This window comes from Promicromonospora sp. NPDC059942 (genome assembly GCF_042731755.1).
In the GTDB taxonomy this organism is placed as follows: Bacteria; Actinomycetota; Actinomycetes; order Actinomycetales; family Cellulomonadaceae; genus Promicromonospora.
In genome coordinates this window covers 18,247-36,952 of the sequence record NZ_JBHWLR010000011.1, presented here as the reverse complement: position 1 = coordinate 36,952, position 18,706 = coordinate 18,247, and the positions used below count along the sequence as shown (strand labels likewise).

The 18,706-nt window shown below is 73.2% G+C and carries 13 protein-coding genes and 1 pseudogene; 6 read left to right on the top strand and 8 right to left on the bottom strand.

What is annotated here, in order from left to right; all coding sequences use genetic code 11:
- Positions 1-27: 27 nt before the first annotated feature.
- A complete protein-coding gene (locus ACFV9Q_RS18265) occupies positions 28-474 on the bottom strand; it encodes a GNAT family N-acetyltransferase (protein ID WP_377235548.1) in 447 nt (148 codons plus the stop codon).
- Between the two features lie 23 nt (positions 475-497).
- Here ACFV9Q_RS18265 and ACFV9Q_RS18260 point away from each other — a divergent pair, with 23 nt between their 5' ends.
- Positions 498-1,976: an MFS transporter gene (locus ACFV9Q_RS18260; protein ID WP_377235547.1), complete on the top strand. Its 1,479-nt coding sequence runs from the start codon at positions 498-500 to the stop codon at positions 1,974-1,976.
- A 16-nt stretch (positions 1,977-1,992) separates the two neighbouring features.
- Here ACFV9Q_RS18260 and ACFV9Q_RS18255 read toward each other — a convergent pair whose 3' ends face one another.
- The 5 genes and pseudogenes from ACFV9Q_RS18255 to ACFV9Q_RS18235 all read right to left on the bottom strand — a co-directional run.
- The gene (locus ACFV9Q_RS18255) at positions 1,993-2,604 is read right to left on the bottom strand and encodes a dihydrofolate reductase family protein (protein ID WP_377235546.1); all 612 of its coding nucleotides are present in this window, start codon (positions 2,602-2,604) and stop codon (positions 1,993-1,995) included.
- 178 nt (positions 2,605-2,782) lie between these two features.
- Positions 2,783-6,397: an ATP-binding cassette domain-containing protein gene (locus tag ACFV9Q_RS18250; protein ID WP_377235545.1), complete on the bottom strand. Its 3,615-nt coding sequence runs from the start codon at positions 6,395-6,397 to the stop codon at positions 2,783-2,785.
- Between the two features lie 65 nt (positions 6,398-6,462).
- A complete protein-coding gene (locus ACFV9Q_RS18245; RefSeq protein ID WP_377235544.1) occupies positions 6,463-7,047 on the bottom strand; it encodes a hypothetical protein in 585 nt (194 codons plus the stop codon).
- 37 nt (positions 7,048-7,084) lie between these two features.
- Complete coding sequence (locus ACFV9Q_RS18240) at positions 7,085-9,295, bottom strand: NADP-dependent isocitrate dehydrogenase (RefSeq protein WP_377235543.1); 2,211 nt, start codon at positions 9,293-9,295, stop codon at positions 7,085-7,087.
- Between the two features lie 169 nt (positions 9,296-9,464).
- A pseudogene (locus ACFV9Q_RS18235) lies at positions 9,465-10,451 on the bottom strand (malate dehydrogenase); the annotation flags it as partial.
- Positions 10,452-10,659: 208 nt separating this feature from the next.
- Here ACFV9Q_RS18235 and ACFV9Q_RS18230 point away from each other — a divergent pair.
- The 4 genes from ACFV9Q_RS18230 to ACFV9Q_RS18215 all read left to right on the top strand — a co-directional run bounded on the left by ACFV9Q_RS18230 (position 10,660) and on the right by ACFV9Q_RS18215 (position 14,751).
- Complete coding sequence (locus ACFV9Q_RS18230) at positions 10,660-11,634, top strand: MIP/aquaporin family protein (RefSeq protein WP_377235542.1); 975 nt, start codon at positions 10,660-10,662, stop codon at positions 11,632-11,634.
- 177 nt (positions 11,635-11,811) lie between these two features.
- A complete protein-coding gene (locus tag ACFV9Q_RS18225; RefSeq protein ID WP_377235541.1) occupies positions 11,812-12,567 on the top strand; it encodes a septum formation family protein in 756 nt (251 codons plus the stop codon).
- The gene (locus ACFV9Q_RS18220; protein ID WP_377235540.1) at positions 12,564-13,430 is read left to right on the top strand and encodes a hypothetical protein; all 867 of its coding nucleotides are present in this window, start codon (positions 12,564-12,566) and stop codon (positions 13,428-13,430) included. Before ACFV9Q_RS18225 ends, ACFV9Q_RS18220 begins: the two co-directional genes overlap by 4 nt.
- Before the next feature lie 103 nt (positions 13,431-13,533).
- On the top strand, positions 13,534-14,751 hold the full coding sequence (locus ACFV9Q_RS18215; protein WP_377235539.1) for a septum formation family protein: 1,218 nt from the start codon (positions 13,534-13,536) through the stop codon (positions 14,749-14,751).
- 64 nt (positions 14,752-14,815) lie between these two features.
- Here ACFV9Q_RS18215 and ACFV9Q_RS18210 read toward each other — a convergent pair whose 3' ends face one another.
- Positions 14,816-15,253 carry a DUF3017 domain-containing protein gene (locus tag ACFV9Q_RS18210; protein ID WP_377230660.1) on the bottom strand — a complete coding sequence of 146 codons (438 nt, stop codon included), beginning with the start codon at positions 15,251-15,253 and terminating at the stop codon, positions 14,816-14,818.
- A 109-nt stretch (positions 15,254-15,362) separates the two neighbouring features.
- Between ACFV9Q_RS18210 and ACFV9Q_RS18205 the strand changes: the two genes are divergently transcribed.
- On the top strand, positions 15,363-16,757 hold the full coding sequence (locus ACFV9Q_RS18205) for an NAD(P)/FAD-dependent oxidoreductase (protein WP_377235538.1): 1,395 nt from the start codon (positions 15,363-15,365) through the stop codon (positions 16,755-16,757).
- Positions 16,758-16,970: 213 nt separating this feature from the next.
- Here ACFV9Q_RS18205 and purH read toward each other — a convergent pair whose 3' ends face one another.
- On the bottom strand, positions 16,971-18,623 hold the full coding sequence (purH, locus tag ACFV9Q_RS18200) for a bifunctional phosphoribosylaminoimidazolecarboxamide formyltransferase/IMP cyclohydrolase (protein ID WP_377235537.1): 1,653 nt from the start codon (positions 18,621-18,623) through the stop codon (positions 16,971-16,973).
- Positions 18,624-18,706: the final 83 nt, after the last annotated feature.

Below are 18,706 nucleotides of genomic sequence, written 5' to 3'. Positions count from 1 at the left end.
CGATTCGTGCGGCCCGCGAAATGTCTGTCAGAGGGGGAGCTTGAAACCCTCGTGCGACTGCTCGTAGCCGAGGTTGCGGTAGAAGCGGTGGGCGTCGGGCCGCTGCTTGTCCGACGTCAGCTGGGCCAGCGCGCAGCCGCGCGCCCGGCCGCGCTCGTGGGCGTGCTCCATCATCAGGCGGCCGACGCCCTGCCCGCGCAGCGCCCGGTCCACCCGCACGGCCTCCACCAGGAGCCGGGACGCGCCGTTGCGGGAGATCCCGGGGATGAACGTGAGCTGCATGACGCCGATCACCTCGCCGTCGGACTCCGCGACGACCAGCTCGTTGTCCGGGCTCGCCGCGACGGCCTCGAACCCCGCGACGTGCGCCGCGCCGTAGGTGCCGGTCCGGGTGGCCGCGACGGCGTCGTCGGCGATGAGCTCGACGATCCGTTCGAGGTCGTCCCACTCGGCTTCACGAAAGGTCAGTTCCATGGCGCCACCCTAGGCTCTTGCCTGTGACCACCTCCCCGACCCCCGCGGCCCCGGACGACGCCTCCGGCGCACCCCCGCGCAGCTCCTGGCTCGCGCTCGCGGTGCTCATCCTCGGCGTCTCGATGGCCCTGCTCGACACGACGATCGTCAACGTCGCACTGCCGACCATCCGCCTCTCGCTCGACGCCTCGGAGGGCACGCTCTCCTGGATCATCTCCGGGTACGCGCTGGCCTACGGGCTCGCCCTGATCCCTGCGGGACGCGTGGGCGACCGGGTGGGCCACAAGTGGGTCTTCGTCGTGGGCCTGGCCGGGTTCACGCTCGCCAGCCTCTGGTGCGGCCTGGCCAACGGGGCCACCGAGCTCATCGTGGCCCGCGTGGTCCAGGGCCTGTGCGGCGGCATCTTCTTCCCGGCCGTGACGGCGCTGATCCAGCTCATGTTCACCGGCCGCACGCGCGGCAAGGCGTTCGCCGTGATGGGCGCGGCCATCGGGTTCTCGACCGCCCTCGGGCCGATCATCGGCGGCCTGCTCATCGAGGCGTTCGGCGAGAACGAGGGCTGGCGCTCCATCTTCTTCGTCAACCTGCCGTTCGGCGTGATCGCGGTGGTCGCGGCGATCATGCTGCTGCCGCGGATCGTCATCGGGGGCGCCGTGCGGGGCGTCGACGTCGTCGGCCTGCTGCTCGTCTCGGTGGCGCTCGTCGCGATCCTGGTGCCGCTCATCCAGGGCGAGGACGCCGGCTGGCCCTGGTGGACCTTCGCGTGCCTGGCGGGCGGCCTGCTGCTGCTCGTCGCGTTCGCGTTCTGGGAGCGCCGGGTCGCGGCGCGCAGCGGCAGCCCCCTGGTGCCGCCGCACCTGTTCTCGCACCCCGCCTTCACGGGCGGCGTGATCCTCGCGCTGGTCTACTTCGCGGCGTTCACCAGCATCTTCTTCACCATCTCGATCTTCTGGCAGTCCGGCCTGGGCCACTCCGCGCTGGCGTCGGGCCTGGTGTCGGTGCCGTTCGCGATCGGCTCGATCGCGGGCGCGTCGCAGAGCGAGCGGCTGTCCCACCGCCTGGGCCGGACCGTGCTCGTGATCGGCACCGGCATGGTCGCGGTGGGCCTGGTCTCCGTGTGGCTCGTGCTCTGGCTGGTCCCGACCGGCGACCTGACCCACTGGCACCTCGCGGGCCCGCTGCTGCTCGGCGGCATCGGCAGCGGCCTGTTCATCGCGCCCAACGCGCAGTTCATCGTCGCCACCGTGGACCGCGACGAGGCGGGCGCGGCGTCGGGCGTGATCGGCACCATGCAGCGGATCGGCTCGGCGGCAGGCATCGCCGTGGTCGGCTCGGTGCTGTTCGGGGCGCTCGACTTCCCGCCCGGCCGGCCGACCCCGGAGGTCGTCGCCGACGTCTTCGCGCACGGCGCGACCCTGGCGATGGCGACCAGCGCGGCGCTGTCCGTGGTGGCGTTCCTGCTGGTGTTCGTGCTGCCACACCGGGTGGAGGCGCCGCGCTGACGTCTGCCGCCCCCCGTCACTCCTCGGGGAGCTGGCCCACGGCCTCCTCGTAGCCTCCGGTCGGCGGGTTCGGGTCGGGCGCGTAGACCAGGTGCAGCAGGCCGGTGCGGAACGGCGTGGCCGACAGGAGCTTCATCGGCCGGCCGGGGTCGCCGTCCTGGAACAGCCGCAGGCCGCCGCCGGCCGTGGCCGGGTGCACGAACAGGTGCAGCTCGTCGACCAGCCCGGCGTCGAGGAGCTGGCGCACCACCGAGATCGACCCCGACAGCGCGATCTTCTCGATCGCCGGGTCGGTCTTCAGCGCGGTGACGGCCTCGACCAGGTCGCCCTGGAGCTGCTCGGAGTTGCGCCAGGTGAGGTCGAGCGGGCTGCGCGACGCGACGATCTTGCGGACGTCGCCGATGCGCCGGGCGAACCCGGCGTCCTCCCCGCCGGCCGCCTCGCGCTCGGGCCAGGCGCCGGCGAACGAGTCGTAGGTGACGCGTCCGAACAGGAAGACGTCCGCGGTGTGCGTCTCGTCGACCGCCGCGCCGAGCTCGTCGTTGAAGTACGGGAAGTGCCAGTTGCCCTTGTCCGGCTCGACGACGCCGTCAAGCGCCATGAACAGGCTGGACACGATCTTCGCCATGGGGGTTCTCCTCGTTCGTCGCCGGCCGGTCGCTCCGGCCCAGCGGCTCTCCCCCGGTCCGACGACCACGGCCGGGAGAACTCCTTGTTCGCCCGGCCGGCCGGTTCACGCCCTGCCCTCGCGAGTGCCCGGGCCTCGCGAGTGCCCAGGCCTCGCGAGTGCCCGGGCCTCGCGTGGATCAGCCCGCCAGGTGGCTCCAGCGCGGGGCCAGGCCCGACCACGGGCCGACGTCGGCCACCGCGCCGTCGACCAGCACGACCACGCGGTCCGCGCGGGCGAGCGCCGCGCGCTTGGAGGTCGCGCCGACCACCGTGGTGCCCCGCTCCCGCAGGGCGGCCCACAGCTCGATCTCGGTCGAGGCGTCCAGGGCGCTGGACACGTCGTCAGCAAGCAGGAGCTCTGTGTCGGCGGCGAGGGCGCGCGCGAGCGCGAGCCGCTGCACCTGACCGCCCGACAGCCGCACGCCGCGGTGCCCCACGAGGGCGTGCGGGCCGCCGGCGTCGCGCATGTCCTGCTCGAGGCGCGCGCCCTGGACAGGGCCGTCGATGTCGCGGGCGTGGTCGAGCTGCACGTTGTCGGAGAACGACCCGGACAGCACCCGCGGTACCTGCGCCACGTGCGCCACCTGGCCGGGGCGCAGGAACGCCTGGGCGTCCGTCACCTCGGTGCCGTTCCAGCGGACCTGACCGGTGTGCTCCATGAGCCCGGCCAGCGCGGAGAGCAGCGACGACTTGCCCGAGCCGACCTGACCGAGCAGCAGCACGAGCTCGCCCCGGCGCACCTCGAGGTCGACGTCGGAGACGCCGATCGTGCCGTCGTCGTGCACCGCGGTCAGGCGGCGCAGCTCCAGGCGGTCGAGCGGCTCGCGCGGCGTCGGCTCCGGGGCCGGGGCGACGCCCGTGACGAGGTCCACGCCCTGCTGGCGCGAGACCAGGTCGGTGCCGCCGGCGAACCGGGCGGTCGCGACCTGCCAGGCGCGGGTGCCGGGCGCCTCGGTGACCACGGCGCCCGCCACCACGCCGAACCAGGCGAACCCGGTCACGGCGTTGGCGACCAGCAGCGTCGTGGCCAGGTCCCACGTGCCGGTCAGCAGGAAGCCCCAGGCGACGACGACGCCGATGTAGAGGGTCACCAGCGGCACCGAGTCGAGCACGGCCTGCACCCGGTGCTCGAAGATCGCCGCCTTGACCCGCCCCGAGTCCACCTCGCCGAGGTGCCGGCGGACGTCTGGCGTGCGGGCGGCGAGCTTGACCGTGCGCGCCGAGTCGAGCGCCGAGACGAGGGCGCGGCCGAACCGCGCCCGGGCCGCGGAGGACCCGGCGGCGGAGCGGCCGGCGATCGGCCGGCCGACGGCCGAGGCCGCCGCGGAGACCACCATGACCGCGAGCAGCACGGCGCCGGCGGTCCAGGTGCCGCTGATCAGGGCCGTGACCGCCACGATGGCGAGGCCGTTGACGAAGTCGACCCAGCGGTCGGCGTACCGCACGAAGCGGTCGGCGTCCATGGACCGGGCCACGACCTCGCCGGGTGGCGTGGCGGGCAGCCGGTACTGCCGGGTCTGGCCGTGCATGACCGACATCCGGATGCGCAGCAGCACCTCGACCCACCAGCGCGGGTACACGCCCAGCGCGCGCGAGATGAACAGCGGCTGCAGGAGCAGCAGCACGGCGAACGTGACCAGCAGGCCGACGGGCAGCTCGCCGGTGCCGACGATCTCGACCGTGCGGCCCCAGAGGAACCCGCTGACCGCGCCCTGCGCCGCGACCAGGCTGGCCAGCAGGAACAGGACGGCGCCGAACAGGCCCCACCTCGGGCGGACGAACAGCGCGTGCAGCACGCCGCGCGCGAGGCTCGGCCCGTCCCCGGGCGGGGTCAGGTCGGGCGGGGTGCCCGCCCGTCGGCGGCCGCCGACGGCGTCGGGCTGGTCCGTGCCGTCGGCGGGCGCGGCGGTGGCGGTGTCCGCCTCGCCGTCCGCGGACGCCGCGACGGCCTGGGCGCGCACCCCGGCGGCGGCCGCCGCCGACTCGTCCAGCGAGCCGTCGCTCGCGCCGGCCTCCAGCAGCGAGCGGAACGGTCCGGGCGTGCGGGCGAGCGTCGCGCGGGGACCCTGCTGCACGACGCGGCCGTGGTCGAGGACCGCCACCAGGCCGGCGCGCTCGATGGTGCCGAGCCGGTGCGCGATGAGCACGCCGGTACGCCCGCTGAGCAGCCGGTCCGACGCGGCGACGACGCGCGCCTCTGTCAGCGGGTCCATCCGTGCGGTCGCCTCGTCGAGCACGACGAGCTGCACGTGCCGCACGAGCAGCCGTGCGAACGCGACGAGCTGCTCCTCCCCGGCCGACAGCGTGGTGCCGCCCGGGCCGAGGAGCGTGTCGATACCGTCGGGCAGGCCGGCCGTCCAGTCGGTGAGGCCGAGCTCGCGGACCGCGGCCTCGATGTCGGCGCGCGGCACGTCGGCGAACAGCGCGATGTTCTCCGCGAGCGTGCCCGCGATGATCTCCGTGCGCTGGGTGACCACGCCCACGGCGCCGCGCAGCTTCTGCAGGTCTAGGTCGCGCACGTCGGCGCCGCCGAGGAACACCGAACCCCGCTCCGGCTCGACGGCGCGCGACAGCAGCGCGGCCAGCGTCGACTTGCCGGAGCCCGTGCGCCCCACGAGGGCCACGGTCTCGCCGGCGGGGACCACCAGGTCCACGCCGCTCAGGGCGAACGTGCCCTCGTCGTAGGCGAAGGTCAGGTCGCGCAGCTCGAGACCCAGCGGACCCTCGGGGAGGTCGTCGCCGCCCTCGGGCTCGGGCTCGACCTCCAGCATCTGCCGGATGCGCAGCACCGCGCCGAGGCCCTCCTGGATGTCCGGCAGGTGGTGCACCAGGTTGTCCATCTGGCCCACGAACATCGCGGTGACCAGGAACAGCGTGACGAGCTGGTCCACGGACAGGCCGCCACCGGCGGCGACGACCGCGCAGACGACGACGGTCCCGGCCAGCAGCGCGTACATCACCAGACCGGCCCGCCGGAGCAGGCGCTCCTCGACCCGCACCACCTCGCGGAACTTGCGGTGCACGATCGCCGAGAGCTGCGCGACTCGGCGCACGGCGAACGCCTGGCCGAGGCTGGTGCGCAGGTCGTTCCGCGCGGCGACCGCCTCCTCGAAGGCGGCGGCGTGGTCGGTCCAGGCGGCCTCCTCGATCACCTTGCGGCGCGCGATCTCGCCGAGCAGCGGCCGGGTGAGCAGGGCGACGATGCCGCCCAGCACCGGGAACAGCAGCCAGGCCGGCCACCAGGTGATGCCCGCGATGATCCACATCGGGACGACGCCGACCACGGTGCGGCCGGCGCCCCAGAGCTGGCGGCGCACCAGGGTGCCGACGGCGTGTGTGTCGTCGTCGACCCGGTCGAGCACCTCGCCGACCGCCTGCTCCGAGAGCGTGGCGAGCGGCTGTCGCAGGGCCGCGCTGAGCAGGTCGCTGCGGAGCTTGCCCTCGGCGCGGTCCACGACGCTCGCCCAGGTCACCTGGCCGATGCCGTCGAACACCGCACCGCCGACGACGCACACGGCGAGCAGCACGAGCCCGAGAACGGTCGCGTCGGCGGCCAGCCGACCGGCCGCGACGGTGCCGAGCGCCAGGCCGACCGCGCCCGCGGTGAGCGCGAGCATGGCGACGACCGCGGCCGGGCCGCGCAGCCGGCGCCAGTCGAGTCGGCGCGCGGGGTCGGTCGGCGTCGTCGGCGCAGGACGAGGCGACGCCTCGGGAACGGGCGTGGTCTCAGGGGTGCGCGGTGCGTCGATCATCGTTTCCTGAGGCTACGACGAGACACCGACACTCCCCGCCTCTTTTTCCACAGGAGCGACCAAGGTCACGGCGCCGTGGCGCAGGCGTCGTCCTTCGGCGCGCAGATGGAGACCTGGTACAGGTAGGAGAAGGTTCCGCTGCTGCTGCCCGCTTCCCAGTCCACCTCGAATCCCTGGAGCGTGCGGCTCTGGTCGACCTCGCGTTCCAGCTCCACGAGGAGCGTCGACACACCGTCCAGCCCGGTACTGCCGCACCGGCTGCGCACCGCGTGCTGGGACACGTCATATCCGGAGCGCGTCAGCGAACCGCGGCCCGCCGCGTCGTCCGCCGCGCCCGGGACCACGCTGAACGAGGTCACCGTCACGTCGGCGGCGTCTACGGCCCGCACCTCCGTGACCTTCCCGTCGTCGGGTCCAGCCACGCAGATGCTCATGAGGCCCACGAACATCGGCTCAGCACGCCGCATGTCGCCCATCGCGCTCGACATGACTCCGTTCGAGTCCGGCTCGCCCGCGCGCCGGACCCCCACGGCGTCGGCCGAGCACGCGGCGGCGAGACAGAGCACCAGCCCGGCCGCGCCCACGGCGAGCCCGATCCTCGTCGGGCGCGCGAGAAGGGGGTGGGTGGGAACCCGGGTCCGGACTCCCATCCACCCCCTCCTCACTGCCGTTCAGCCCCGCAGTGCGTCAGAGCGAAGCGAGCGCCTCGTTGAAGGTCGCGCTCGGGCGCATCACCGCGGTGGCCTTGGCCTCGTCCGGGCGGTAGTAGCCGCCGATGTCGGCCGGCTTGCCCTGGACCGCAACGAGCTCGTCCACGATGGCCTGCTCGCCGGCGGCCAGCGCCTCGGCGAGCGGCTTGAACGTGGCGGCCAGCTCGGCGTCGTCCGACTGCGCGGCCAGCTCGCGGGCCCAGTACAGGGCCAGGTAGAAGTGCGAGCCGCGGTTGTCGATGGTGCCGAGGCGGCGACCCGGCGAACGGTCCTCGTTGAGGAACGTGCCGGTGGCGCGGTCGAGGGTGTCGGCCAGGACCTGGGCGCGGGCGTTGCCCTCGGTCACCGCGAGGTGCTCGAAGGACGCGGCCAGCGCGAAGAACTCGCCGAGCGAGTCCCAGCGCAGGTAGTCCTCTTCGACGAGCTGCTGCACGTGCTTCGGCGCGGAGCCGCCGGCACCGGTCTCGAACAGGCCGCCACCGTTCATCAGCGGCACGATCGAGAGCATCTTGGCCGACGTGCCGACCTCGAGGATCGGGAACAGGTCGGTGTTGTAGTCGCGCAGCACGTTGCCGGTCACCGAGATGGTGTCCAGGCCCTGGCGGATGCGCGCGAGCGAGAACGCCGTGGCCTCCGCCGGGTCCATGACGTGGATCTCGAGGCCCTCGGTGTCGTGCTCCGGCAGGTACTGCTCGATCTTGCGGATCAGGTTGGCGTCGTGCGCGCGGCGCGAGTTCAGCCAGAACACGGCGGGCGTCTCGGAGAGGCGGGCCCGCGTGACGGCCAGCTTGATCCAGTCGCGGATCGAGGCGTCCTTGGTCTGGCAGGCGCGCCAGATGTCGCCGGCGTGGACGGCGTGCTCGATGAGCACGACGCCGGAGCCGTCGACGACGCGGACGGTGCCGTCCGTCTCGATCTCGAACGTCTTGTCGTGCGAGCCGTACTCCTCGGCCGCCTTCGCCATGAGGCCGACGTTGGGCACGGAGCCCATCGTGGCCGGGTCGAGGGCGCCGTTGACGCGGCAGTCGTCGATGACGGTCTGGTAGATCCCGGCGTACGAGGAGTCGGGGATCACCGCGAGGGTGTCGGCCTCCTCGCCGTCCGGCCCCCACATGTGGCCGCCGATGCGGATCATGGCGGGCATCGAGGCGTCGACGATGACGTCGGACGGGACGTGCAGGTTGGTGATGCCCTTGTCGGAGTTCACCATGGCCATCTTCGGGCCGTCGGCCAGCGCGGCGTCGAACGCGGCGCGGATCTCGGCGCCGTTCGGCAGCGACTCCAGGCCGGCGAAGATGCCGCCCAGGCCGTCGTTCGCCGACAGCCCGGCGGCGGCCAGGTCCTGGCCGTACTTGTCGAAGACCGGCTTGAAGAACGCGCGGACCACGTGGCCGAAGATGATCGGGTCGGAAACCTTCATCATCGTGGCCTTGAGGTGCACGGAGAACAGCACGCCCTCGGCCTTGGCCCGCTCGATCGAATCGGCGAGGAACGCGTCCAGCGCGGCGGCGTCGAGGAACGTGCCGTCCACGACCTCCCCGGCCAGCACCGGCAGCGACTCCTTGAGCACGGTCACGGTGCCGTCGGCGGCGACGTGCTCGATGCGCAGCGTGTCGTCGGCCTCGACGATCACGGACTTCTCGTTGGAGAAGAAGTCGTCGTGGCCCATGGTGGCCACGTTGGTCTTCGAGTCGGCCGCCCACGCGCCCATGCGGTGCGGGTGCGCCTTCGCGTAGTTCTTGACCGAGGCGGGGGCGCGGCGGTCCGAGTTGCCCTGGCGCAGCACCGGGTTCACGGCGGAACCCATGACGCGGCCGTAGCGCTCGCGCGCGTCCTTCTGCTCGTCGGTCTCGACGCTCTCCGGGAAGTCCGGCAGGTCGTAGCCGAGGGCCTGCAGCTCGGCGATGGCCGCCTTGAGCTGCGGCACCGACGCCGAGATGTTCGGCAGCTTGATGATGTTGGCCGCCGGGTCGTTCGCCAGCTCGCCCAGCTCGGCGAGCGCGTCCGCCTGGCGCTGCTCCTCCGTGAGCCGCTCCGGGAACTGGGCGATGATCCGGCCGGCGAGCGAGATGTCGCGGGTCTCGACGTCCACACCGGCCTTGGCCGCGTACGCCGAGACGATCGGCAGGAACGAGTACGTCGCCAGAAGCGGGGCCTCGTCCGTGTGGGTATAGATGATCTTGGACATGGGTGTGGCTGACTCCCCGGGATGTTGGAATGTGCCGATCTCTCGATATCAAGATACCTGAGGGTCCTGCTCACTCCTGAATTGCGAGACGCACTTCACGCCCCGACGTGTCAGACGCTCCGGTCCCCCGAGGAACCTGGAGGTTTGGAACAGCAGTCCCGGCGGGCTCAATCAAGCCCCAGAGCCGGGAGGCGTCGCGCTCCTCCACGAGCTCGGCGACGCTCGCGTCGATCCGGCCGCGCGAGAACTCGTCGATCTCGAGGCCCTCGACGACCTTCCACTCGCCCGTGCCGTCGGACGTGACCGGGAACGACGAGACGAGCCCCTCCGGCACGCCGTACTCGCCGGAGGACCACAGGCCCGCGGAGGTCCAGTCGCCCTCGGGGGTGCCGAGCGTCCAGTCGCGCACGTGCGCGATCGCCGCGTTGGCCGCCGACGCCGCCGACGAGGCCCCGCGCGCCTGGATGATCGCGGCGCCGCGCTTGGCGACCGTCGGGATGAAGTCGTCGGTGAGCCAGGCGGTGTCGGCCGCGACGTCGGCGCCGGGGCGGCCGCCGACCTCCGCATGGAACAGGTCCGGGTACTGCGACGCGGAGTGGTTGCCCCAGATGGTGAGCCTGCGGATCTCGCTGACGGGGGTCCCGGTCTTGGCCGCGACCTGCGAGAGCGCCCGGTTGTGGTCGAGCCGCGTCATCGCGGTGAACCGCGTGGCCGGCACGTCGGGGGCGTTCGACGCCGCGATGAGGGCGTTGGTGTTGGCGGGGTTGCCGACCACGAGCACCCGCACGTCGTCCGCGGCGCCGTCGTTGATCGCCCGGCCCTGCGGGCCGAAGATGCCGCCGTTGGCCTCCAGCAGGTCGGCGCGCTCCATGCCCGCGCCGCGGGGGCGGGCGCCGACGAGAAGGGCGACGTTGACGCCGTCGAAGGCCTTGACCGGGTCGTCGAAGATCTCGACGCCGGCCAGGTTCGGGAAGGCGCAGTCGTCGAGCTCCATGGCGGTGCCCTCCGCGGCCGCGACGGCCTGCGGGATCTCGAGGAGTCGGAGCCGTACTGGCGTGTCCGCGCCGAGCATCTCGCCCGCGGCTATGCGGAAGAGGAGCGCATACCCGATCTGGCCAGCGGCTCCGGTGACGGTGACATTCACGGGTTCAGTCATGACCCCACTCTTGCATCGACCGACCCGCCTCGCCCAGCCCCTGGGCCGATCTGTGTCTTGCCTGGTACCAGTACCCGGGTACGGTGAAGAAAATACCCGCGCGTATTCAGGTTTTGCTCAGGCGGGTAATGGCAGGATGTGCGCGACATCGCACTGCACGCCGCCATGACGCGCACCGAATGGTGTGCCACCGAAAGGAACAGACTTCATGTCCCAGGACCTCGCCGCGACCAGCGGCGTCACCGAGGTCGAGGAGCGGTCGCCCAGCCTGCTCTCCCGCCTGCTCGCCGAGACCTTCGGCACGTTCCTGCTGACGCTCGTGATCGTGGGTGTGCTCGTCTACAGCCCGCTGAACACGGTCGGCGGGCTCGGCGTGGCGCTCGGTGGAGGCTTCGCCTACATCGCGGGTGCCGCAGCCGTCGGCCGCGTCTCCGGTGCGCACTTCAACCCGGCGATCTCGCTGGGCGCCTGGCTCAGCGGCCGCATCTCGGTCAGCAACATGTTCAGCTACTGGGGCGCACAGCTCGTGGGCGCGATCCTGGCCGCCGCCGTGCTGTTCGCCACCGTGCCGCAGCCGCTGCTCGCGCTGCTCGGCAAGGAGAACACCTCCGACGCGTTCGACTCGGCCGTCAACGGCTTCTCGCAGCACTCCCCGCTCTACCTGCAGACGCAGGGCCAGGCCCAGTTCGACTGGCTCCCGGCGCTGCTCGTCGAGGTCATCATCTCCGCGATCCTCGTCGGCGTGTACCTCGGCGTGCACGACCGCCGCAGCAAGATCGGCTACGCCCCCGTCGCCGTGGGCAGCGCCATCGCCGCGCTGACCCTGGTCTCGTGGTTCGTCACCAACACCGGCATGAACCCGGCCCGCTCCACGGCCGCCGCGCTCTTCGCGAACAACTGGGGCGGCGACGGCTCCGGCCGCCAGCTCTGGCTGTTCTGGCTCGCCCCGCTGGTCGGTGCCGCGCTCGCCGCGCTCTTCTACCGCGCGTTCGCGTCGGTCGAGCCCGAGGGGCTCGAGCTCGACGAGGAGGACGACGAGGACGAGGACGACGAGACGGCCGAGCCCGTCGCCGCGCCGTCCACCCCCGCGGCCGAGGTTTCGGAGGAGGAGACCTCCGAGACCCCGGAGAAGACCGCCGAGGGCGAGACCGAGCCGGAGAAGAAGGCCGACGACAAGGCCTGATCCCTCGCACCACCCGCACGACGCCGGGGCCGCACCTTCCGTACGGGAGGTGCGGCCCCGGCGTCGTACCGGGCCGGGCTCCCCCGCCCGACGGCGGCCGGGCACCCGGGGTGAAGTTGCCTCACGATCCGGTCACACCGGACAGATCTGGCCGCAGCGGCTGATAGACATCCCGCCGTGACCGCCCCACCCCCGATCCCGCCCCCGGAGCTGCCGGTACCCGTGCACCGCGGCTGGATCACCGCATCCATGATCCTGTTCTGGCCGCTGGCGATCGCCGCGGTGCTCGCCGCGAACCGTGCCGCCCGCGCCCACGGGGCCGGACACGTGCCGACCGCGCACCACGAGGCATACCGGGCACGGGCCCACGCGAGACTCGGCGTGCTGCTCGGCGGGATCGCGTGGACGTTCCTGCTCGTGTTCTACGGCAGCATCGCCCTGGTCCTCGTGCCGACGGCGCCGGACATCCTCAAGCAGGAGGGCATCGACACCGTGGCCGCGGAGCCCGCCCCCGACTCCTACCGGACGGCGGCCGCCCCGAAGCGCGAGCCGATCCCGGTCTACCCGCTCGAGCTCCTCACGGGTGACTGCTTCATGGCGCCCGACTGGGAGACGGCCTGGGGAGACCTCGACGTGATCCCGTGCAGCAGGCTGCACGACGCGCAGGTGATCGCCGTGACCGAGCTGGGCGACGGCGAGTACCCGGGCGCCCAGGAGATCTCCGACCGGACGTGGTACGACTGCGCGCCGCGCTACGAGGAGTTCTCCGGGACACGGCTCGGGGAGAGCTCGCCCGTCTGGACCTTCGAGCCGGACGCGGAGGACTGGGGATACGGGCTGCACGACGCCGTCTGCTTCGTCGAGGTGGACACCCCGATGCGTGGCGAGCTCTCGGACCACCCGCAGCTGTTCGAGACCGGAGCGACCTCATGACCCACGAGCTCCCGCCGCTGACTCCGCCCGGCGGACCCGGTCCCGCACCGGAACCCGCGCCGCGCCCGGCCACGTCGGATCCCTATGCGCCGGCGCAGTCGCCGTACCACGTGCCGACGTCGTACCAGCCACCGCCCCGGCCGCCGGCCGAGCCGTCCACGGGTGCGGGCTGGACCATCGTCGCGCTCCTCGCGTGGTGGCCGTTCGGGGCCGCCGCCTACCCGCACACCCAGCGGGCGACCGTCGCCCTCGGCGCCGGCGACCGGCGTACCGCGGAGACCGAGGGAGCACGGGCCCGGCGGATCGGCATCGCAGGCCTCGTCACCTACATCGTGCTGACCGTCGTGCTGATGGTCGGCGGCATCGGCGGCGCCGTCGCCCTGGGCTTCTGGTTCGAGGACGTGGAGCAGGCCGCGGACGCGGCGACGTCGACCCGCTACGTCGACGACGACCAGCCCGGTTCCGGCCCCGTCGACGGGACCCCCGTGCGGGAGCTGAACGAAGGGAGCTGCTACCTCGTCGACGGGCTGACCGACGTGGTGCGTACCGTCGCGGCCGTGAAGTGCGCGGAGCCGCACGGCGGCGAGCTCTACGAGCTCACGTACGTGGCGAGCGACGCGTTCGGAGCGACCGACGGCGTACCCGAGGCCGCCTACCCCGGGCCGGCGGTGATGGCCCGGTACGCCGAGGACGTCTGTCGCAAGGCGTTCGAGACCGCCACCGGAACCACCGCGCAGGAGTCCGGCCTGCACTTCTGGCACATGGCTTCCGACCCGTGGGACTGGCGCACGCAGAACCGGCGGATCGCCTGCTTCGCGGAGTCCGACGTCGACGACCTCACGGCTCGCGTCAGCGACCGCTGAGCGCCGTGCCCGGCCCTGGGCACCGGTTCCAGGGCTGGGCACGGTCACGCCGGACGACGGGTGGCTTTCGCCCGGAAACTCCGCACCGCTACGATCCCGGATCATGGCCGACACCACGCAGACCTCCCGCGGCGCGACGGAACCGGCCGAGACCGAACCAGGAGCCGTGGCCGAGGCGGAGGCCGCGGCTGAGGCCCCGGACGAGGACGCGAGCTCGGGCGCGAAGGCGGGCGGCGAGGCCCCGGACGACGGCGAGAAGGCCGACGAGGACGCGCCGTCCGACGAGAACGCTGACGCCGAGAAGGCCGACGGCGAGGAGTCGGACGACGACGAAGAGTCGGACGAGAAGTCGGACGACGACGTCGACTCTGCCGACCCCGCCGACGCTGAGGAGATCGGGGAGACCGCCGACCCGAACGAGCTGCCCTACCCGACCCGCGTGGGCTGGGTGGTCGCGGCGTTCCTGTTCTTCTGGCCGCTCGCGATCCCCGCGCTCGTGCAGTCGATGCGCACCGTCGAGGCGAACGGCACGGGCAACGTGCGTCGTGCGAAGAAGTCGTCGGTACGCACCCTCGACTTCTCCCTGGGCGCGGTCACCGTGGGCGTGCTCGGGATCGCGGGCCTGTGGATCGCGATCGCCGCGGCGCCCACCTACGCGTCGGCGCTCCCGCCGGGGTTCGTCGCGGCCGCCCGGGAGTTCGTCCCGCCGGCGCTGGCGGGCCCGCTCGGCATCGGGCAGCCCGACGACGGCCCCGCGCTCACGGAGCCGACGCCGTCCCCCACACCGACCGACGACCCGTACGCCACGGCCGACCCCTACGCCGAGGACCCGGACGCCGACCCGTACGCCGAGGACCCGGACGCGCTGCCCACGCCGGAGGCCGGCGGCGAGCTGGAGCCGACCGAGGCGCCGACGCCGGACGCCGACACCGAGGCGACCGCCGGGGCGGAGATCCCGGACCTGCAGGTGGGCGACTGCATCGACACGTCGGCGACGTCGGGCCAGACCACGCTGTACCGGATCCCGGTGGTGCCCTGCACCACGGCGCACGGCGGCGAGATCTACGCGGAGACGACGGCGGCCGACAGCCTCGCCGAGAACGGCGCGACCCCCACGCAGCAGGCTCTGTGGGACGCCGCGGACGCGTACTGCTACCCGGAGTTCACCAAGTACGTGGGCCTGCGGTGGGCCAAGTCGGAGCTGCTCTACTGGCCGATCGCGCCGTCGGAGGAGAGCTGGGCCGAGGGCGACCGCCGCATCCTCTGCGTCGTGGAGTCGGAGCAGCCGGTGACGGGCTCGCTCGAGGGCGCCGACCGCTAGGCGGCGCCGACCGCTGGGCCGGGCCGCCGGATCAGGTCCGGCGCCCGGTCAGCTGCCCGGCCGGTCAGATGCTCGGCGTCGCGACGGCGAGGGCGCCGATCAGCACGGCGGTCGCGCCGTACAGGATGATGTCGATGGTCCGGGTCCGGATGACGAGGCCGACGGGGCTGTCGAGCACCGCACGGAAGATCGCGCAGACCACGAGGACCACCCCGATGCCGATCGCCCCGGCGCGCGCGCCGGCGATCAGCCCGAGCAGCACGGAGATGCCGACACCCGCGAGGACGAGCCAGATCGCGAGGTTGCTCCGCTGCGGCTCGGCCGGACTCATGTCGGAGTCCTCGCCGCTGGCTGGCTCACTGCGGTCGAGCTCCTGGCTGGTCGTCGTGGTGGCCGTCATCAGGTCGGCCCGTCCGGTGCGTTCGAGCGTAGCCGTTCCGGCCGAGCCCGGCTCGAGGAGGCTCGTGGCGCCGGGGGCAGTCCGCATCTCACTGAGATCCACGGGACGAGGGTACAACCGAAACGTCTCGATTCTGCAGGACCGTGACCTGCTTGCAACCTGATGCAAAGCGCATTCCCAGGTTGGCGGCCTGCGAGCTACCGTGAGGTCCATGCCGTCGCCTTCAGGTCAGGTCCCCAGCAGCGTGGTCGTCGTGGGTGCGGGGCTAGCCGGCGCGCAGACCTCCGCCGCGCTGCGGAAGCACGGTTTCGAGGGGCACCTGACGGTGCTCGGCGCGGAGGGCCTGCCGCCCTACGACCGCCCGCCGCTGTCCAAGGAGCTGCTCAAGCGCACGGAGCCGGTCTGGCTCGCCGAAGACCTCGGGGTCGACCTCACCGCCCTCGCCGACGACCTGCGGCTCGCCGACCCGGCGACCCGCCTCGAGGTGGACCAGGAGCGGGTGGTGGTACGGACGGCGTCGGGCGACGACGTCGTGGCCGACGCCGTGGTGCTCGCCACCGGCAGCGCGCCCCTGCGCCCCGCGGGCTGGGACGCCGCGATGACCCTGCACACGGCCCCGGACGCCGAGCGGCTGCGCGCCGCCGTCGTGCCCGGGATGCGGCTCGTGGTGGTCGGCGCGGGCTGGATCGGCGCGGAGGTGGCCGGCGTCGCCGCCGGCGCCGGCGCCCGCGTCACGGTCGTGGAGGCGGGCCCGGTGCCGCTGGAGCGGCAGCTCGGCCGCAGGGTGGGCGGCCTGCTCGCCCCCTGGTACGACGACGCCGGGGTCACCCTGGTCACGGGCGTCGCCGTGGAGAAGGTGCTGCCCGGCCCGCCCGGCGGCGCGCCCGGTGCCGGCAGCGTCGTGCTCGCCGACGGCCGGGTGCTGGAGGCCGACCTGGTGCTGGCCGCCGTGGGGGCGCGTCCGGCGTCCGGCTGGCTCGCGGGCTCCCTGCCGCTGGAGGGGAACGGCGGGCTGCGGGTCAACCGCGCGGGCCGGTTCATGGGCATGCACTCCCCCACCGACCCGGCGGGGCGCCTGCACCTCGACGCGCTGCGCCGCATCTGGGCCGTGGGCGACATCGCGACCCGCGAGCACCCGGTGTTCGGGCCGGTGCCCGGCGGGCACTGGTCGGCCGCCCTGCACGATCCCGAGATCACCGTCCGGGCCCTGCTCGGGCTCGACGAGCGCGCCGCGGAGCCGGAGCACGTGCGCGAACGGCTCGGCCTCGCCCCGATCCACGCCCACGCGCCGTACGTGTTCTCGCAGCAGCTCGGGCACGACCTGGCGCTGTTCGGGGTGCCGTCCCCGTTCGACGACGTGGTGCTGCGCGGCGCCCCTGCGGCGTCGGGCGGCTGGGGTGCCCTCTACCTGGAGAACGCGCTCGACCGGCACCCGCGCCGCACCTCGGACGGCCACCGGGTGGCGACCGTCCGGGCGATGCTGCTGGTCGACTCGCCGCGCGAGGTGGGGCAGCTGCGCAAGCTGATGAACCGCGGGGTGCCGCTGGAGGTCGACCTGGACCGCGCGCTGGACCCGACGATCAAGCTCAAGGACTCCGTCGTCTGAGCCGCAGGTGCAGCGCAGGGTGGGGGCCGAGGAACGAGGCACCCGCCCGGAGCGGAACCGCAGGCTCAGACGACCAACAAGCAACGTCCGAGCCGTCGGGCATCCCCTTTGAGGCCAGGGTTTCTCCGCTCTCGACGGTCGCAAAGCGAAGAAACCCGGGCCTCAAAGGGGAGCTGCGGCGGCCCGGAAGCCGGGCCGGGCCCGGAGAGAACGTCAGTGCGCGAAGTGGCGCGTGCCCGTCAGGTACATCGTGACGCCGGCCGCCTCGGCGGCCTTGACGACCTCCTCGTCGCGGATCGACCCGCCCGGCTGCACGACGGCGGTGACCCCGGCGTCGAGCAGCACCTGGAGACCGTCGGCGAACGGGAAGAACGCGTCGGAGGCCGCGACGGCGCCGCGGGCGCGCTCGACGGGGCCGGACTCGCCCTCGGCCAGGGTGTTGGCGCGCTCGACCGAGAGGCGGCACGAGTCCACGCGGTTGACCTGACCCATGCCGATGCCGACCGCGGCCCCGTCGCGCGCCAGGAGGATCGCGTTCGACTTGGCGGCGCGCACGGCCTTCCAGGCGAACGCGAGGTCGGCGAGCACCTCGGGCGACGCCGCCTCGCCGGTCGCCAGCGTCCAGTTCTCGGGGGCGTCGCCGTCGGCCTGGAACCGGTCGGTGGCCTGCATGAGCAGCCCGCCCGAGATGGGCCGGGTCTCCACGGAGCCAGCCGGCGCCTCGGGGACCACGAGCAGCCGGATGTTCTTCTTGGCCTGGAGGATCTCCAGCGCCTCCGGCTCGAAGCCGGGGGCAACGACGACCTCGGTGAACACCGGGGCGATCTGCCGGGCGGCGTCGGCCGTGACGGTGCGGTTGGCGGCGATCACGCCGCCGTACGCGCTGACCGGGTCGGTCGCGTGCGCCCGGGCGTGCGCCTCGGCGATGTCGCCGCCGACGGCGATGCCGCACGGGTTGGCGTGCTTGATGATCGCGACGGCGGGACCCTCGTGGTCCCAGGCGGCGCGCCACGCGGCGTCGGCGTCGACGTAGTTGTTGTAGCTCATGGCCTTGCCGTGCAGCTGCTCGGCCTGGGCCAGGCCCGTGACGCCGTCGCCGCGGGTGTACAGGGCGGCGCGCTGGTGCGGGTTCTCGCCGTAGCGCAGCACGTCGGCGCGGTCCCAGGTGCCGCCGACCCACGCCGGGAAGCCGGTCGAGACCGGTCCGTCGGCACCGTCCACGGCGTCCGTCGGGGAGACGACGGAGCCCATCCAGGACGCCACCGCGACGTCGTACGTCGCGGTGTGCACGAACGCGGCGGCGGCGAGCGCCTTGCGCTGGGCGTAGGTGAAGCCGCCGGCCCGCACGGCCGTCACGACGTCGGCGTAGCGCGCCGGGTCCACGACGACGGCGACGGACGGGTGGTTCTTGGCCGCCGCGCGCACCATCGAAGGCCCGCCGATGTCGATCTGCTCGACGACGGCGTCCGGCCCGGCGCCCGACGCGACGGTGGCCGCGAACGGGTAGAGGTTGACGACGACGAGCTCGAACGGCGAGATCTCGAGCTGGGCGAGCTGGTCGAGGTGGTCCTGCTTGCGGGTGTCGGCCAGGATGCCGGCGTGCACGCGGGGGTGCAGCGTCTTGACGCGGCCCTCCAGGCACTCGGGGAAGCCGGTGAGCTCCTCGACCGGGGTGACGGGGATGCCCGCGTCGGCGATCTTCGACGCGGTGGACCCGGTCGAGACCAGCTCGACGCCGGCGTCGTGCAGCGCGGTGGCGAGCTCGATCAGGCCGGTCTTGTCGTAGACGCTCAGCAGCGCGCGCCGGACGGGGCGCTGCGAGTCGTCGGTGAGCTGGACGTCAGGGGTGGACGGGGCGCCGGACATGGCGGTTCTCCTCGGAAGTAGCCTCGTGGAAAACCCTGGCACCCAGGCGGGCGGCGCGCATCACGGGTCGGTCGGCCGCTCCC

Bases quoted from the DNA above. Each gene is read 5' to 3' on its own strand.
- ACFV9Q_RS18230 (WP_377235542.1), top strand. From the start codon at position 10,660: ATGTCCCAGGACCTCGCCGCGACCAGCGGCGTCACCGAGGTCGAGGAG.
- ACFV9Q_RS18205 (WP_377235538.1), top strand. From the start codon at position 15,363: ATGCCGTCGCCTTCAGGTCAGGTCCCCAGCAGCGTGGTCGTCGTGGGT.
- ACFV9Q_RS18245 (WP_377235544.1), bottom strand. From the start codon at position 7,047: ATGGGAGTCCGGACCCGGGTTCCCACCCACCCCCTTCTCGCGCGCCCG.
- ACFV9Q_RS18220 (WP_377235540.1), top strand. From the start codon at position 12,564: ATGACCCACGAGCTCCCGCCGCTGACTCCGCCCGGCGGACCCGGTCCC.
- ACFV9Q_RS18265 (WP_377235548.1), bottom strand. From the start codon at position 474: ATGGAACTGACCTTTCGTGAAGCCGAGTGGGACGACCTCGAACGGATC.
- ACFV9Q_RS18255 (WP_377235546.1), bottom strand. From the start codon at position 2,604: ATGGCGAAGATCGTGTCCAGCCTGTTCATGGCGCTTGACGGCGTCGTC.
- ACFV9Q_RS18250 (WP_377235545.1), bottom strand. From the start codon at position 6,397: ATGATCGACGCACCGCGCACCCCTGAGACCACGCCCGTTCCCGAGGCG.
- purH (WP_377235537.1), bottom strand. From the start codon at position 18,623: ATGTCCGGCGCCCCGTCCACCCCTGACGTCCAGCTCACCGACGACTCG.
- ACFV9Q_RS18240 (WP_377235543.1), bottom strand. From the start codon at position 9,295: ATGTCCAAGATCATCTATACCCACACGGACGAGGCCCCGCTTCTGGCG.
- ACFV9Q_RS18215 (WP_377235539.1), top strand. From the start codon at position 13,534: ATGGCCGACACCACGCAGACCTCCCGCGGCGCGACGGAACCGGCCGAG.